This is a genomic window from Xanthomonas sp. 3793 (genome assembly GCF_024806835.1).
GTDB lineage: Bacteria > Pseudomonadota > Gammaproteobacteria > Xanthomonadales > Xanthomonadaceae > Xanthomonas > Xanthomonas arboricola_F.
In genome coordinates this window covers 72,624-87,144 of sequence record NZ_JANTYU010000005.1, presented here as the reverse complement: position 1 = coordinate 87,144, position 14,521 = coordinate 72,624, and the positions used below count along the sequence as shown (strand labels likewise).

The window sequence follows — 14,521 nt, the reverse complement described above, 5'->3', positions numbered from 1 at the left end:
GGGTGCCGCTCCACCATCGATGCGCTGGCTGCCGCGCCGCCGCAAGGCGTGCCATCCGCAGCCAGCTTCACTCCACATGCATGAGGCCGCTCACCCATCTCGTCCCGCCACGCAGCACGCCCAGGCGAGCACGGCGGTGGCAGAATCCGCTCACTCCCACGGATCCATTCCGATGCACCTGAGTCTCCCGGCCTGGCTTCGTCCCGCCGCAAATTCGCAAGTGGCCGCGCGCCTGGCGCAGGGCCAATCGCCGTGGATGGATGCGGTGCATCTGCTGTGGTCGGCCTGGGTGTTTGTGGTGCCGGTGTTTTCCACGCGCGGCTACGACAGCACCTGGTGGCTGTGCACGTTGCTGTCTTACCCGGTCTTCCTGTTGTTGTACGCGCGCATGTTGCTGGCGCCGCGCGGCACGCTGTACCGCTATGCCTGGGCGATGGGGGTACTCAGCGCCGCGCTGCTGCCGGTGTACGCGTCGGGCATCAGCTACTTTGTATTTGCCTGCCTGAGCCTGCGCCCTTCCACGCGGCATGCGCTGTGGCGGCATTTCGCCATGCTGCTGCTGATGAACGCGTTGTACCTGGCCTGGGCGCGCTGGCTCGGAATGGCCTGGCAGGGGTTGGTGTGGTTTCCAGTGTCGGTGCTGGGCATGTCCGTGGTGATGGCGGTGTACAGCATCAACGAACGCAAGGATGCGCTGCTGCGGCTATCGCAGGACGAAGTGCGCCGGCTGGCCGCCACTGCCGAGCGCGAGCGCATCGGCCGCGATCTGCACGACCTGCTGGGCCACACCTTGTCGCTGGTGGCGCTCAAATCCGACCTGGCCGCGCGCCTGATCGAGCGCGATCCACAGGCTGCACGGAACGAGATCGATGCGGTGGCGCAGATCTCTCGCGATGCACTGGCGCAGGTGCGGCGTGCGGTCACCGGCATCCGCGCCGCCGGGCTGGTGGCCGAGCTGGCATCGGCCAGGGTGCTGCTGGACATGGACGGCATCGCGCTGGAGCACACGTTGGAGCCGCTGCCGCTGCCGCCCGAGCACGAAACTGCGTTGGCGCTGGTGGTGCGTGAGGCGGCCACCAATGTGCAGCGTCACGCACAGGCACGGCGCGTGCGGGTGAGCCTGCGTGCCCATGGCCAACACGCGTTGCTGGAAATCACCGACGACGGACGCGGTGGGGTGATCGTGCCCGGCAACGGCCTGGACGGCATGCGCGCACGCGTGCAGAGCGTGGGCGGTGCGTTGGAGGTGGAGGCCTTGCCGCGCGGCATGCGCCTGCGCGCCAGCGTGCCATTGCCGCAGTCCGCGTCGGAGCCGGCAAGCGCGCCGCTGTCCGCGCCGCTGATGCCGCAACCGCGCTGATCGCTCCTGGCTGGCACAGCGCTGCCATGCACGTCATGCGTCAGCGCTGTTATCGTGCTCAGCCGTTGCACACAGACGAGCGCGCGCGATGATCCGGGTGTTGTTGGCCGAAGACCAGGCGCTGCTGCGCGGCGCCCTGGTGGCCCTGTTGGGGCTGGAAGAGGACATCGACGTGGTCGGCAGCGCCGGCGATGGCGAAGCCGCCTGGCGCGAGCTGCAGCGGCTGCAGCCGGATGTGCTGGTCACCGATATCGAGATGCCCGGGTTGAGCGGCCTGGAACTGGCGCAGCGCATCCAGCGCCAGGCACTGCCGGTGCGGGTGATGATCGTCACTACCTTTGCCCGGCCAGGATTCCTGCGCCGCGCGCTGGAGGCCGGCGTAGCCGGCTATCTGCTCAAGGACGCGCCGGCCGAACAGTTGGTCAGTGCGCTGCGCCAGGTGTACCGCGGCGGCCGGGTGATCGACCCGCAACTGGCGATGGATGCCTGGGTGGAAGCCGACCCGTTGAGCGAGCGCGAACGCACCGTGCTGCGGCTGGCCGGCGAGGGCCGCTCGGCCAGCGAGATCGCACAGCAGCTGCAGCTCTCGCATGGCACCGTACGCAATTACCTGTCCGAGTGCATCGGCAAGTTGGGCGTGGCCAATCGCATCGAAGCGTATCGGTTGGCACGGCAGAAAGGCTGGTTGTAACTGCTGGTGGACGCCGCAGTACGTGATCACCTTCGGCGTGTTTAGCTTGCGGCATCGGCACAGTGCTGCTGAGCGCAGAGCGAACACGGCCAGGGCGGTGAATCGGCAGAGATCCTGCGAGCGGTCGGTCGCCGCACTGCAGCCATGCATCTGGTGCGTGTGCGTGCGGCATCGTGTAAGCAAGCGCACTGCGACGTTGCACGCAGTGCGTGCTTTGCGATCGCGTCGGTAAGCAGCCGCCTGCATCGCCCATGCGCTCTGGCGCGAATCACAGCTATTCCAAATGCGTGCGAAGGCATGCCGTCGCCGCGCAGGTACACTGCCCGGCGATCGTCACCACCACGAGTAACTGCATGAAACCTGTGTGGCTGTTGGGCTTGCTGCTGATTTGCGCATTCAATGCATCGGCCGAGCAATTCAAGATTCTGGTGGCGGCTATCCCCAACCAGTACCACCACGATTACATCCCGGTGGCCAAGCCGCAGTTCGAAGCAATGGCGCGCGAGCATTACGTCGAGATGGTGTGGGCATGGAATGCCAAGGCCTTCGATGGCGACCTCTCGCAATACGCAGCCATCGTGCTGCTCAACACGCCGGCCACCGATCTGGATCCTGCCCAGCGGGCCAACTTCCAGAAATACGTGCGTAATGGGGGCGGCGTGGTCGCGGTGCACAAGGCATTTGCGATCAGGCGCGGCGAGTGGGAATGGTACGACCATCTGATCGGCCGCTCGTTCCGCACCCATCCGTACATGCAGACCGCGATGGTGGACGTGGTAGAGGCCAATTTCCCCGCCACCGCGGGCCTGCCCAAGCGCTGGGTGTGGAGCGACGAGTGGTACGAATACGACCCGCCCTACAGCGACGATCTGGTCACGCTGCTGACGGTGGATGAAACCAGCTACGACCCAACGCTGATCTGGCCGGGCCAGGTCGCCAAGGGCATGGGCAAACACCACCCGGTGGCGTGGTACCACCACTTCGAAGGCGGCCGTGTCTTCGCAACGGCGCTTGGTCATCTGGCCGAGGCGTACAACGACCCGCGCTATCTGGATCATCTGTACGGCGGGATTTACTGGGCAGCGACCGGCAAGGGCATCGCAGCGCCGGAATCTGCGACAAAAGCAAAACGCGCCCGCTGAACCACCGCGCTCTTGCACACATGCAGGACGAAACCGAGCCGCGCTGCGTCAATGCGAAGCGCAAGACTGGGTTGCGCAGCTCTCTGCCAACCGAAGTGCCGAGCGTGATAAAGCCCCTCTCCCACGGGAGAGGGGGTGGGGCGAGTGGACGGGGCGAAGCCACGCGTGTGGCTCCAACCGCAATAGGCTCCGCCCCTCCCCTCATCCGCCCCGTGGGGCATCTTCTCCCGGCGGGAGGAGGGAATTTGGCGCTGCCGCTCAATGCAGCCGACCATCTGCCGATCTCTCGCAGCTCTCCGTCAATCCACGATCAACCTAAACCCTGTCAACGCGCAGACCGCTCCCCACGCGCCATGCTCGAAAACACGCCGTCGCGGCGCACCCACGCATGGAACAGCGCCGCACTCAGATGCCCCAACACGGTGGCGAACAGCAGATACGCCAGCCAGCCATGCGCCGTGCGTAGCCACGCATACAGCGCCGGATCATGCGGAGCGATCGCCGGCAGGTTCGCGCCGGGCCACAGCACGATCGGGTAGCCACCGGCCGACAGCATCGCCCAGCCGATCAACGGCATGCCCAGCATCAACGCATACAACAGCCAGTGCGAGGCGATCGCGGCGGCCTTCTGCCAGGCAGGCAAATCCGCAGGCAACGCCGGCGGTCGATGGCGCAGGCGGTTGATCAGGCGCAGCACCGCCAGGACCAGGATCGCGATACCCAACGGGCGATGCAGATCGATCAACCACGGCCGTTGCGTCACCGAGGCGACCATGCCGACACCGACGAACAGCATGGTCAGGATCATCACGGCCATCAGCCAATGCAGCACGCGCGCGGGCAGGTTGAAGTGCGTCGGACGGCTCATTGATGTGCTCCCTGGCCGGTGGCGGCACTGCCCTTGCCGCTGGCGATCTCGCGCTCGCGGCGGTTGAACGACTGCGAATACACCGACGAGCGCGCGGCCAGGATCGGATCGTTGGAGGCGGCAAGGCCCTTGGGCAGGATCAGCGGATCGTAGTTCAGATCGCGGCACGGCCCGTTGGCCTGCGGTTGCGCATGATCCAGGGTCAGCGTCCCGGCCACGATCTGCTTGCGGCTCTCCGGCCACGGCTGCGAGGGATCATCCACCGCATCGCCGGGTTCGGCCACGGTCAACACCATGTCCCAGCGCAACGGCCCCTGCGCCAGCCGCGCATCCAGGTCGGTGGCGAGAAAATCGCCATCGGCCTGCTTGCGTTGCTCGGCGCTCAATTCCTTGAACGGCGTATGCGGGCGCATCGACCAGCGGATGTAGCGCTCGCGCCCATCCGCTGCGATCGCGCGGAACGCATTGACGCCGTTGTACTGCGTGTTGGCCCAGCTATCCGACCACGGTGCGGTCTTGGCCCACTGCTGGAACTTGGCGGCCTCTGGATATTGCTTGCCGAAGGCGGCCAGTTTTTCCGGATCCGGTTTGCCAGTGGCCGGGTCCGGCTTGGAGGCCACATTCAGGGCCTGGAAGCCGGCCGGCGTGGCCACCACGAAGAACGGAAAGCTGTTCATCGCGGTGCGCCATTCCTGCCCGTCGTCGCTGCGCAACAGCAGCGCCATGCTGCGCACGCGCGCCGCGCCATCGGCGCCATGCGGGTCGCCGCCGCCGATCGACATACGCCCCAGCACCGGCGTGCTGGCCTGGCTGAAGATGCGCGCCGACGACAGCCAGCTCGCCTTGCCGCTGGACTGGAATTGCCCGCTCACGCACACGCCCTTGGTATGCGCACGCCGAAAGCCCGGATGCGGCGGCCCGCTGGATTCGATGGTATCGGTCATGCGCGCGGCGGTGAGCCGGTCGCCGCCGATCCAGCCGGCGGTCCAGGCAAAGGCGATGGCGATCCCACCGGCGATGGCAGCAATGCCCAGCAACGGGAGCACCGGGCGGCGCGTGTGTCCGGGGGAGGGAGGTGGCAACGTCATGGCTGGCTCCGAGTGGATGGATGGAGTGAGACGGCGCGTAGACCCATCTATTCCACGACCGTGCATGCGGTGCGAGACGTTCGCTGCAGGCAGGGAATAATCCTCCTCCCGGCGCGTCCATATCGTGATGCCACTGCCACCACTGCCCATGCATGAGCTCGACGACACCCAGCTACAGGCGGTGCTGCCCCCGTTGCGGCGTTTTGCGCGTTCGCTCGCCGGCGACCCGGCCGCTGCCGACGATCTCGTGCAGGCCACCCTGGAGCGCGCACTACGCCGCTGGCGCACCCGCCATACCAGCGATGCCTTGCAGCCCTGGCTGTTCGCCATCCTGTACCGGCAGTTCCTGGACGGAAAGCGGCGTGCCGCGCGCTGGCAACGCGTGCTTGGCCTGTTCTCGGCGCAACAGGAGGGCCAATCCGCCTCCGCCGAACGGGTGCATGCCGGCAGGACATTGCTCGCCAGCCTTGGTCAGTTGCCACCGGAGCAACGCGCACTGCTGTTGCTGGTCAGCGTGGAGGGTTTCAGTTACCGCGAGGTGGCCGATACCCTCGGCATCCCGATCGGCACGGTGATGTCGCGTCTGTCGCGGGCCCGCGACCGCCTGCGGCTGCTCAATGAAGGTGCGACGGCACCGAAGACCGTCTCGCCGGAACCGGCGTTGAGGATCCTGAAATGACGCGCCCGACGCCCACCGAGCACGATCTGCACGCCTACGTCGATGGTCGCCTGGACGCCGATGCGCGCGCCTGGGTGTCGGCCTGGTTGCAGGCGCATCCCGACACCGCCGCACGCGTGGCCGGCTGGAAGCGTGACGCCGAGGCATTGCGCGCGGCCTATGCAGGTCCGCAGCCGGTTGAGTCCACTGCCTTGGTGACACCGGCAGCCGTGCGTCGCCGCCTGCAGCAGCGACGGCGCACCATCGCCGGTGTGGCAGCCAGCTGCGTCCTGGCGCTGGGTCTGGGCACCGGGCTGGGCTGGCAGCTGCGTGAGCGCCAATTGGCCAGCCAGCGTGTTCCGATGGCCGATGCCGTGGCCGCGTATCGCCTGTTTGCCGATGCCGAGGTTGGCGCGCATCAGGGCGTGGCATTGGACGTGCGGCGCCGCAGCGAGCTGGAGCCGTGGTTACGCGCGCATTTCGGCCGCGCCGGCGCCGTGCCGGATCTGCGTGCGCAGGGCTATACGCTGCATGGGGGGCAGTTGCTTTCCACACCGGAAGGCGCGGCCGCGATGCTGGTGTATGGCGATGCCGACGGCGCGCGCATTGGTCTGTATCTGCGTCCACGCAGCGGGCCGATGCCGACTGGCGAACGTCGCGATGGCCGGCTGTTGGCGCAGTACTGGGCTGAAGGCGAAACCGCATTTGCCTTGGTCGGCCCGGCCACCCAGACACGCATGCGCACGATTGCGCCGTTGTTGCGCTCGCCGGGGTAGTGGCTGGTGGGAACGCCTGCTACATCGCCAGCGACCAGCAAGGAGTCAGTCGCCGCCGAGGCGGGTCTTGCTGCCGATGTCCGGATCAAGGCGGCAGTAAGGGAGCGGAGTGTGCCGGCTCAAAGGCAATGTACTGGATCATGCCGTCCTTCAGCATCACCCAATAGCCCGCGTCGTCGATCGGGTAATACCACGCTTGAAGCGTTTGCCCTTTGGAGACCGCAAAGCAGTGCGCTGGGCCGCTCTTGAGATAGGTAGTCGGGTTGCTGACAAGCAGCTGTTGTGTGATGGCAGGGGTACCAAGAAGATCAACCAACCGCGACCGACTTCCGCCATTCTCGCCGAGGAGGTGCAGGTTTTCCCGCCACGCGTTCGAACGCGGCGTCTCGGCATGCAAGAGAAACGAAAACGTCGCTATCGTCAGTGCGAGAAAGGCGCGTTTCATTTCCCGGCCGATGCCGCTCAGCCGCCGTAGCGCTGCTGCAGCATCGCAAATGCCGAGCGCAGCGCCAGCGCCTCGCCGCCGGCGGGGCGGCCTGGGCGGTCGCTGTCGTTCCAGGCGTAGACGTCCAGATGCGCCCATGGCTGGCCTGGTGCCACGAAGCGCTCCAGATACAGCGCCGCGGTCACCGCGCCGGCCATGCGCGAGCCGGCATTGGCCATGTCGGCCACATGGCTGTTGAGATAGCGCAGGTACGGCCGCCACAACGGCATGCGCCAGACCGGGTCGCGGGTCTGCTCGCCGGCGCTGATCCAGGCCTGTGCCAATGCATCGTCGTTGGCGAACAGGGCTGGCAGATCCGGGCCCAGCGCGATGCGTGCGGCACCGGTGAGCGTGGCGAAATCCAGGATCAGGTCCGGGCGCTGTTCGGTGGCGTAGCTCAGCGCATCGCACAGCACCAGGCGGCCTTCGGCATCGGTGTTGTCCACTTCCACCGTGACGCCGGCGCGGGTGGTGATGACTTCGCCCGGGCGGAACGCATCCGGGCCGACCGCGTTTTCCACCGCGGCGATCAACAGGGTCAGCCGCACCGGCAACTGCTGCGCCATCACCAGGCCAGCCAGCGCCAACGCATGCGCCGCGCCGCCCATATCCTTCTTCATGTTGCGCATGCCATCGGCGGGCTTGAGATCCAGCCCGCCGGTGTCGAAGCACACGCCCTTGCCGACCAGCACCAGATGCGGATGCGCGGCGTCGCCCCACTGCAGCTGGATCAGCCGCGGCGCACGATGCGAGGCGCGGCCCACGGCGTGGATGGTGGGGAAGTTCTGCGCCAGCAGCGCATCGCCCACGATCGCCTCCACCTGCGCGCCGTGGGCCTGCGCCACTGCGCGGGTGGCGTCTTCCAGTTGCTGCGGGCCCATGTCTTCGGTCGGCGTATTGACCCAGTCGCGCACCTGCAGGCACGCAGCAATCAGTGCGCGCGTGGCGGCCGATGGCGTGGCCGCCAACTCGGCCGGTGCGCGCGGCACCTTGCGGTAGCGCGCGAAGCGATAGGCACCCAGCCCCCACCCCAGATGCAGCAACCCCAGTTCGGCGTCGCTCAGGCTGTTGGCCAGCGTCCAGCGGCTGGCTGGCGGCAGCGCCATCGGTGCATGCGCATAGGCATATGCATCGGCGCGGTCGCCGACGCCCACGATCGCGCCGGCCAGGCCCTGGTCGCCGGGCAGCAACAACACGCTACCGGGCGCGGCATCGAAGCGCTGCGCCTGCGCCCACGCCAGCACCCGCGTGGGCTGCTCGGCGCACCAGCGCGCAAAGCCCTCGCGGTCGAGCACATACAGCGGCAGCGCGGCGGCGGCGGGATCGGTGAAACCGGTGAGGTGCGACATGGACATCCTTCAATGGCGGTGTGCGCGGTCGGATTGAACTCAGGCGGGAATGCAGACGCCGTCGCGCGCGGCGCCTGGGTGCGGTTGCTGCGCGTCCAGCCAGTCGGCCAGCCCGGTCATGCTGTCGAACTCCAGGTCCGGCTGCTGGGTCGGGTGCGACCACGCTGCGCCGTCGCGATTGATCCAGCAGGCACGCAAGCCGGCATCCAGCGCGCCCAGCACATCCATGCGGATGTGGTCGCCCACATGCAGCACCTGCGCGGGCGGCACCTCCAGCCGCGCGCAGGCCGCCAGAAAAATGCTCGCATCGGGTTTTGCGCTGCCGTGTTCGCGCGAGCCCAGCTGAAACGCGAAGTGGTGCATCAGCCCGATGCGCTGCAGATCGGCATTACCGTTGCTGAGCGCGGCCACCGGCACATGTGCGGCGATGCGTGCCAGCGCGTCGAGCGCATCCGGATAGCATTCCACCTGGTTGCGCGCGGCATAGAACACCTCGTAGGCCGGTTCCAGCAGCTCCAGATCGCCGCCGCTTTCGCGCAGGGCCATTTCCAGCGTCAACCGGCGCAGCGCGCTGAGGTCGTGATGCAGCTGCGGGTTGTCGGCAAAGCTGCGCTCGCGCAACTCGCGCATCGCCTCCACCGGAAACCGCTCGGCAGTGACCGGGCTGTGCTCGCGCATCCAGTCGTACAGCACCTGATCGATGCGCGCACCGATCGGTGCGAAGGGCCACAACGTATCGTCGAGGTCGAGGGTGATGGCGCTTATTGGGAAATTCATCGCGAGATTTTACGGTCTTGCGTTGGGATTGGGGAATCGGGATTGGGGATTGGCAGCTGCAGCTGCGTGTTGCGTTTACCAATCCCGAATCTCCAATCCCAAATCCCGGCTACTCAAGCAGCCTGGCCCAGCGCTGCATTCCCTCCACCCGGCTCAGCACCATCTTGATGCAGACCAGCAGCGGTACCGCCAGCAGCAGGCCGATCATGCCCCACAGCCAGCCGAACAGCATCAGCGCCAGGATCAGCATCAGTGGCGAGATCGCCATGCGCCGGCCCAGTACGATCGGGGTGACCACCTGGCCTTCGATGGTGTGCAGCGCCAGATACAGGATCGCCGGCAGCATCGCCGACAGCGGGGTGCGAAATTCCACAAAGCCCATCAGCAGCATCAGCATTACGCCGATCAGCGGGCCGACGTAGGGCGCGAAATTCAGCAGCGCCACCACCGTGCCCCAGAGCAGGGCTTCGGGCAGCGGAATCTGCAAGACATACAAAATGCCGGCAAAAATCAGCCCGACCAGCGTATTGATCACGCTGATGGTGAGCACATACCGCGAGACCTCGCGCTCGATGTCGAGCATGATCTCGGTGGTGAAGCGTTGCTGCTGCCGGTTGGGCAACAACGCAATCGCATGCCGTTGCAGGCTTTCGCCATAGACCATGAAGAAAAACGTCAGCAGCACCACGGCAAGCACCGAGGCGGCCAGCTTGGGTGTACGTACCAGCGCCTTGTACGGGTCGTCCATCTGCGTGCGCACGATCTGCACGCCGCGCTGGCCTTCGCCACCGGCCGCGCGTGCAAAGTTTTCCGCCGCCTGATTGGCCTGCATCACCGGCTTGGTGAAATCGCGCACATCGCGTGCGATCTGCCGCATCTGGCGCGGCGCCTGTTGCACCCATTCGGCGGCAGGGCCGGCCAATTGTGCGGCCAGCGTCACCGTACCGGCCAGGCCCAGGCACAGCACCAGCAGGGCGCCGAGAAAGCGCGGGATGTAGAGCTTGCGCAGTCCACGCAGGATGGGATTGCCGATCAGTGCGAAGAATGCCGCCAGCATGATCGGCAGGATGATCGTCTGCGCCGCCCATAAGGTGTAGCCCACCGCAAGCGTTGCCAGCACCACCAGCGAGGCCGGTGCCCGTGGGCGAGGCGCCGGAGGCGGGGGGAGCGGATCTGCCGGAATGGCAGTGTCCAAGGAATCAACGGGGATAGACATGCGCGCCCTGGCAGCAGACTGGCGTGCTGCCAGCGGTGGGCCATTATCGGCACAATGCGTCAACGGCGCGCACAGGGCCTGTGCGTGCGGTGTCAGTGCGAGGATGCAGAGCTGGCGGCCTCGACCATGCCAGGACGCGGCGCAAGAGCGCCGCATCCAATAGCGACGATCAGGCGGCGCGTTCGGCGGGTACCTGTACCACCGTGACCGTCGGTTCGGCCGCCACTTCTTCGGCGTTATCGGCTGCACGCTCGGCCTGCTCGGAGGCTTCCTGCGCGCGGTGCGCCGTAAACAACGCAGAGATCGTGCTGATCATCTGCAGAATCTTGGGAATGCCGCCCAGCTTGCTGGCGATGCTGCCCAGCGCGGCCTGCGGTTCGTTACGGCCGGTGACAAAGCCCAGCCCGAAGCCGACCAGCATGATGCGTGCCGGCGACCAGCCTGCACGCCAGGTCTGGCGCAACTGGCCCCAGTGCGTGCGCGTTTCCTGCGCGCGCCCTTCCACCAACAATTCAGCGCGTTCCACGTGTTGACGCATGGTGCCGAACTTCATGGATGTCCCCCACTGACAGGTGCGGCGGCGGTATCGTCCTCGTTGGAATCGTCGAAGATGCCCAACTTGATCAACTGACGCCGCGTTGCGTTCATGCCGGTGTGATCGAAATAGAAGAACACTCGCCATGCCGCGATGCCGGTGACCAGCAAACTGGCCAGGGCGGTGAAAAACATCGCCTGAAACCACGACAAGCCGGCGCGTTGCAGCAAGGCGATGATGGCGCCTGCCAGCAACAGCCATGACGACGCGCCGAACACCACTGCCACGCACGCCCACGCCAGGCCACGTCCGAATGCACTGCGTGCCAGCCGTAAGTCGGCCGACACCAACCGGCGCAATGCGCGACCGGTGTCCTTGGCCGAGCCCAGCGTTGCGCGGCCTGCAGCGCCGACCGCACGTACGCTTTCATCCAGGCCCGGCGTTTCCGGACGCGCCTCTGGCGCGCCGGAACCGGCAACTGTAGAAGCCTGATCGCTCACGACTTAGTTATCGTTGCTACGTGCCAGCTTGGCGATGACCCAGCCAGCGGCAAACGCAACGCCGAATGCGGCCAGCGGACGCTCGCGGATCAGGTCGGTGGCGCTGTCGAGCAAATCGTTGCCCTTGGCGACCAGCACGTCCATCTGTTCCTTTGCTGCTGCGCCGCCGAACTCGGCCGCGGCCATGCCAGCCAGTGCGGTGTCGGACAGTTCGGCCTTGACGTTGGCACGACCGAGTTTGAGCTCGTCGCCCGCAGCGCTGGTGGCGCCCTTGACGGCTTCACCGGCGGCGCTGGCGGCCGACTTCAGGTGGGTGCCGGCTTCGCTCAGGTTTTCCTTCAGCTGATCGGTATTGGTGGGGCTCATGCGATATCTCCTTCGGTCATTGATGGCAGCCGCCACTTACGTGCGGTCGTGCAGTAGCAATAGCATCGGGGGGGTGTAGGAGGCGTTAGTGGAAACAGCGTGCAGTCACGGCGCCTCAACGCATCAGCGCGTCGTATTGCGCGTTGCCGCGCAGGATCCGCACCACCAGCTGCTGCGGTCTGCGCTGGAAATTGGCGCGCCAGCTGGCCAGGTCCGCAAACTCGCCCACGCTGCTGGCCACGATCACATCGCCGGACACCAGGCCGTTGGCCGCTGCGCGTCCGCCGCGTTTGACCTCGCTGACCATGACACCGGTGATGCCGGACTGACGTAGCGACTCTGGCAGGTCCACGAACGTGGCGCCGCCCAGCCGCGGGTCGAGCATGTCGCCGGTGACCGCACGGTCCTGTTCCTTCAGCGTGGCCTTGAGCTTGAGCGGCTTGCCGTCGCGACGGATGTCCAGTGTCACCGCACTGCCAACCGCTTGCAGGCCTTCGTAGTTGTGCAGCGCTTCTGCGCTGTCCACGCGTTGATCGTTGGCGGCCACCACGACGTCGCCGGGCTGCACGCCGGCCGTGGCCGCCGCAGAGCCTGGCAACACGCGCGTCACCAGTGCGCCGCGCAGCGAATCCACACCCAGGCCCTGCAGCATCTGCTGGGTGAGGTTCTGGGTTTCCAGGCCGAGCGTGCCGCGCACCACCACGCCCTTGGTCACCAGTTGCTCGACCACGTTGCGCGCAAGGTTGGAGGGAATCGCCAGCCCCAGGCCGATATTGCCGGCCATGCTGCCCTGCGGGTTGAAGCTGGCGGTGTTGATGCCGACCAGCTGACCCTGCAGGTTGACCAGCGCACCGCCGGAATTGCCGGGGTTGATCGAGGCATCGGTCTGGATGAAGTTCTGGTAGCCCAGTCCGCGAATACCGCTGCGTCCCACCGCCGAGACGATGCCGGAGGTCACGGTCTGGGTGAAGCCGAACGGGTTGCCGATCGCCACCACAAAGTCGCCTACGCGCAAGGCGTTGCTGTCGGCCAGCTTGATGTCGGTGAGGTTGTCGGCCTTGATGCGGATCAGTGCGATGTCGGTGTCGGCATCGGAGCCGATGAAGTCGGCCTTGACCGTGCGTCCGTCGCCGAGCGTCACCTGCACGTCGTCGGCATTTTCGATGACGTGATGGTTGGTCAGCACATAGCCTTTTTGCGCATCGATGATCACGCCCGAGCCCAGCGATTCGTTGATGCGGTCCTGCGGAATCTCCGGAAACAGCCGGCGCAGGATGGGATCGTTGAAGAAGGGGTTGCGCACGCGCACCACCTGCTTGGTGTTGACGCTCACCACCGCCGGCATCGCCTGCTGCAGCATCGGTGCCAGCGAGGGCACCGGTTGCCCGGCAACCGCGGCCGGTAACGCGGCTGCTGCCGGCAAGGTGAAGTTGGTGGTGCCGGCCGGCGTGGCTTCGGCGCGGTTGTCCAGCCACGCGTTGATGCCGGTGGCGGCAAAGCCGCCGAAGGCGGCGGCCAGGGAAAGCGTCAGCAAGGTGGGAAGCGGTCGCATGGAACGGATTCCGGGTTATGCGGTGGAGGAGGAATAGGGGGTCTGGCTGCGTAAATCAAGCTGAACGAGAGTGCCAGCCAGCAATTTAACTGCCGGTGAAAGAGCCGCGCATGCCTTGCCGCCATTGCGTTGACAGCCCGCCGAGCCGGGCGTAGCGTCCGCTTGATCCGATGCCTGTTCAGCATATGCATGCCGTCGTGCATCGCCCACGTTTCCCGCACTGACGCCCCTAAGGAGGGTCTATGAGCAACGGCAATGGTGTGACGGCAACCCTGTCCGACGCCGTCGATAGCGTAAAGAGCACTGCAACCGAGCTGACCGACACCATCGCCAGCACCACCAGCGAGGCGGTGACCAGCGCGCAGGAAGCTGCAGGCGTGGCTGTGGCAGAGGTCAAGACGCGCGTCGCCAAGGCCCGCAAGGCGGTGGTCAAGGCGGAGAAGAACGCGGTTGCCAAGGCCGGCGAAGCGGCGACCGCAGTCAAGCGTAGCGTTGCCAAGACCAAGCGCTCATTGACCGCGACCAAGGACGCTGCCAAAGACAAGCTGACGGCGACCAAGGATGCAGCCAAGCAGAAGTTGCTTTCCACCAAGGATGCGGCCAAGCACAAGCTGACCTCGACCAAGGATGCCGCCAAGCAGAAGTTGAGCAGCACCAGCGCGGCGGCCAGGAAGAAGATCTCCGATACCAAGGCCAACACCAGGCAGAAGCTGGAAACCGCCAAGGCCAACGCCAAGGCCGAAGCCGCTGCGCTGAGTGCCAAGACCGTCGCCAAGAGTGCGGCGCGCAAGACCGCCGTGGCAACGGTGAGCGCGCGCACCGCCGCGAAGAAGGCCGCAGCCAAATCGGCCTCGCTCAAGAAGTCGGTGGCCAAAGGCATCGCCAAGAAAGCACCGGTCGCCAAGCAGACCGCGACCAAGCAGGCGGCAGTGAAGAAGGCCCCGCTGAAGAAGGCCGTGACCAAGACCGCCTTGAAGAAGGCGGCCAAAGTCACCAAGACGCCGGCAACCCGCGCCGTGGCCAAGACTACTGCGGCTCGCAAGGCCGTGGGCAAAAAGGCCGTCAAGCGCGTCACGCGCTGAGGGTTGAGGGTGGCACTGCGTCGCGTCGCTCGTGCTGTCAGCGCAGATGTGTGCGGCCACTTGGACGTACGTGCAGG

Annotated in this window: 16 protein-coding genes; 6 read left to right on the top strand and 10 right to left on the bottom strand. The window is 66.3% G+C overall.

What is annotated here, in order from left to right:
- Positions 1–172: 172 nt before the first annotated feature.
- The 3 genes from FHY18_RS17050 to FHY18_RS17040 all read left to right on the top strand — a co-directional run bounded on the left by FHY18_RS17050 (position 173) and on the right by FHY18_RS17040 (position 3,193).
- Entirely contained in the window at positions 173–1,360 is a 1,188-nt protein-coding gene (locus FHY18_RS17050; RefSeq protein ID WP_259157151.1) for a sensor histidine kinase, read from the top strand.
- Between the two features lie 88 nt (positions 1,361–1,448).
- Positions 1,449–2,051: a response regulator transcription factor gene (locus tag FHY18_RS17045; protein ID WP_259157149.1), complete on the top strand. Its 603-nt coding sequence runs from the start codon at positions 1,449–1,451 to the stop codon at positions 2,049–2,051.
- A 353-nt stretch (positions 2,052–2,404) separates the two neighbouring features.
- The gene (locus FHY18_RS17040) at positions 2,405–3,193 is read left to right on the top strand and encodes a ThuA domain-containing protein (protein WP_259157147.1); all 789 of its coding nucleotides are present in this window, start codon (positions 2,405–2,407) and stop codon (positions 3,191–3,193) included.
- A gap of 325 nt (positions 3,194–3,518) precedes the next feature.
- Here FHY18_RS17040 and FHY18_RS17035 read toward each other — a convergent pair whose 3' ends face one another.
- A complete protein-coding gene (locus FHY18_RS17035; RefSeq protein WP_259157145.1) occupies positions 3,519–4,061 on the bottom strand; it encodes a cytochrome b in 543 nt (180 codons plus the stop codon).
- Positions 4,058–5,149 (bottom strand): catalase family peroxidase, encoded by a 1,092-nt coding sequence (locus tag FHY18_RS17030; protein ID WP_259157144.1) that lies wholly within the window; start codon positions 5,147–5,149, stop codon positions 4,058–4,060. The genes FHY18_RS17035 and FHY18_RS17030 overlap by 4 nt, the downstream gene beginning before the upstream one ends.
- A 148-nt stretch (positions 5,150–5,297) precedes the next feature.
- On the opposite strand from FHY18_RS17030, the gene FHY18_RS17025 reads away from it, so the two are divergent.
- Both FHY18_RS17025 and FHY18_RS17020 read left to right on the top strand, forming a co-directional pair.
- Positions 5,298–5,828 (top strand): sigma-70 family RNA polymerase sigma factor, encoded by a 531-nt coding sequence (locus FHY18_RS17025; RefSeq protein WP_259157143.1) that lies wholly within the window; start codon positions 5,298–5,300, stop codon positions 5,826–5,828.
- Positions 5,825–6,583 (top strand): anti-sigma factor, encoded by a 759-nt coding sequence (locus FHY18_RS17020; RefSeq protein ID WP_259157141.1) that lies wholly within the window; start codon positions 5,825–5,827, stop codon positions 6,581–6,583. The genes FHY18_RS17025 and FHY18_RS17020 overlap by 4 nt, the downstream gene beginning before the upstream one ends.
- Before the next feature lie 85 nt (positions 6,584–6,668).
- Here FHY18_RS17020 and FHY18_RS17015 read toward each other — a convergent pair whose 3' ends face one another.
- The 8 genes from FHY18_RS17015 to FHY18_RS16980 form a co-directional block, all read right to left on the bottom strand.
- The gene (locus tag FHY18_RS17015; protein WP_259157139.1) at positions 6,669–7,028 is read right to left on the bottom strand and encodes a hypothetical protein; all 360 of its coding nucleotides are present in this window, start codon (positions 7,026–7,028) and stop codon (positions 6,669–6,671) included.
- Between the two features lie 17 nt (positions 7,029–7,045).
- Positions 7,046–8,416, bottom strand: a complete 1,371-nt coding sequence (locus FHY18_RS17010; RefSeq protein WP_259157137.1) for a leucyl aminopeptidase family protein — start codon at positions 8,414–8,416, stop codon at positions 7,046–7,048.
- A gap of 39 nt (positions 8,417–8,455) precedes the next feature.
- Complete coding sequence (locus FHY18_RS17005; protein ID WP_259157136.1) at positions 8,456–9,193, bottom strand: HAD family hydrolase; 738 nt, start codon at positions 9,191–9,193, stop codon at positions 8,456–8,458.
- Positions 9,194–9,302: 109 nt separating this feature from the next.
- Positions 9,303–10,409 (bottom strand): AI-2E family transporter, encoded by a 1,107-nt coding sequence (locus FHY18_RS17000; protein ID WP_259157135.1) that lies wholly within the window; start codon positions 10,407–10,409, stop codon positions 9,303–9,305.
- Positions 10,410–10,578: 169 nt separating this feature from the next.
- Complete coding sequence (locus FHY18_RS16995; protein WP_259157134.1) at positions 10,579–10,962, bottom strand: hypothetical protein; 384 nt, start codon at positions 10,960–10,962, stop codon at positions 10,579–10,581.
- Entirely contained in the window at positions 10,959–11,444 is a 486-nt protein-coding gene (locus FHY18_RS16990) for a phage holin family protein (protein ID WP_259157132.1), read from the bottom strand. The genes FHY18_RS16995 and FHY18_RS16990 overlap by 4 nt, the downstream gene beginning before the upstream one ends.
- A gap of 3 nt (positions 11,445–11,447) precedes the next feature.
- On the bottom strand, positions 11,448–11,810 hold the full coding sequence (locus FHY18_RS16985; RefSeq protein ID WP_046965216.1) for a hypothetical protein: 363 nt from the start codon (positions 11,808–11,810) through the stop codon (positions 11,448–11,450).
- 115 nt (positions 11,811–11,925) lie between these two features.
- Entirely contained in the window at positions 11,926–13,362 is a 1,437-nt protein-coding gene (locus tag FHY18_RS16980; protein WP_259157128.1) for a Do family serine endopeptidase, read from the bottom strand.
- A 242-nt stretch (positions 13,363–13,604) separates the two neighbouring features.
- Here FHY18_RS16980 and FHY18_RS16975 point away from each other — a divergent pair, with 242 nt between their 5' ends.
- Positions 13,605–14,444: a histidine biosynthesis protein HisIE gene (locus FHY18_RS16975; protein WP_259157127.1), complete on the top strand. Its 840-nt coding sequence runs from the start codon at positions 13,605–13,607 to the stop codon at positions 14,442–14,444.
- Positions 14,445–14,521 lie beyond the last annotated feature (77 nt).

What these genes read in the sequence shown, in the direction of transcription:
- FHY18_RS17050 (WP_259157151.1), top strand. Translation starts at nt 173, where the DNA reads ATGCACCTGAGTCTCCCGGCCTGGCTTCGTCCCGCCGCAAATTCGCAA.
- FHY18_RS17030 (WP_259157144.1), bottom strand. Translation starts at nt 5,149, where the DNA reads ATGACGTTGCCACCTCCCTCCCCCGGACACACGCGCCGCCCGGTGCTC.
- FHY18_RS16975 (WP_259157127.1), top strand. Translation starts at nt 13,605, where the DNA reads ATGAGCAACGGCAATGGTGTGACGGCAACCCTGTCCGACGCCGTCGAT.
- FHY18_RS17025 (WP_259157143.1), top strand. Translation starts at nt 5,298, where the DNA reads ATGCATGAGCTCGACGACACCCAGCTACAGGCGGTGCTGCCCCCGTTG.
- FHY18_RS17020 (WP_259157141.1), top strand. Translation starts at nt 5,825, where the DNA reads ATGACGCGCCCGACGCCCACCGAGCACGATCTGCACGCCTACGTCGAT.
- FHY18_RS17000 (WP_259157135.1), bottom strand. Translation starts at nt 10,409, where the DNA reads ATGTCTATCCCCGTTGATTCCTTGGACACTGCCATTCCGGCAGATCCG.
- FHY18_RS17040 (WP_259157147.1), top strand. Translation starts at nt 2,405, where the DNA reads ATGAAACCTGTGTGGCTGTTGGGCTTGCTGCTGATTTGCGCATTCAAT.
- FHY18_RS17015 (WP_259157139.1), bottom strand. Translation starts at nt 7,028, where the DNA reads ATGAAACGCGCCTTTCTCGCACTGACGATAGCGACGTTTTCGTTTCTC.
- FHY18_RS17010 (WP_259157137.1), bottom strand. Translation starts at nt 8,416, where the DNA reads ATGTCGCACCTCACCGGTTTCACCGATCCCGCCGCCGCCGCGCTGCCG.
- FHY18_RS17045 (WP_259157149.1), top strand. Translation starts at nt 1,449, where the DNA reads ATGATCCGGGTGTTGTTGGCCGAAGACCAGGCGCTGCTGCGCGGCGCC.
- FHY18_RS17035 (WP_259157145.1), bottom strand. Translation starts at nt 4,061, where the DNA reads ATGAGCCGTCCGACGCACTTCAACCTGCCCGCGCGCGTGCTGCATTGG.
- FHY18_RS16980 (WP_259157128.1), bottom strand. Translation starts at nt 13,362, where the DNA reads ATGCGACCGCTTCCCACCTTGCTGACGCTTTCCCTGGCCGCCGCCTTC.
- FHY18_RS16995 (WP_259157134.1), bottom strand. Translation starts at nt 10,962, where the DNA reads ATGAAGTTCGGCACCATGCGTCAACACGTGGAACGCGCTGAATTGTTG.
- FHY18_RS17005 (WP_259157136.1), bottom strand. Translation starts at nt 9,193, where the DNA reads ATGAATTTCCCAATAAGCGCCATCACCCTCGACCTCGACGATACGTTG.
- FHY18_RS16985 (WP_046965216.1), bottom strand. Translation starts at nt 11,810, where the DNA reads ATGAGCCCCACCAATACCGATCAGCTGAAGGAAAACCTGAGCGAAGCC.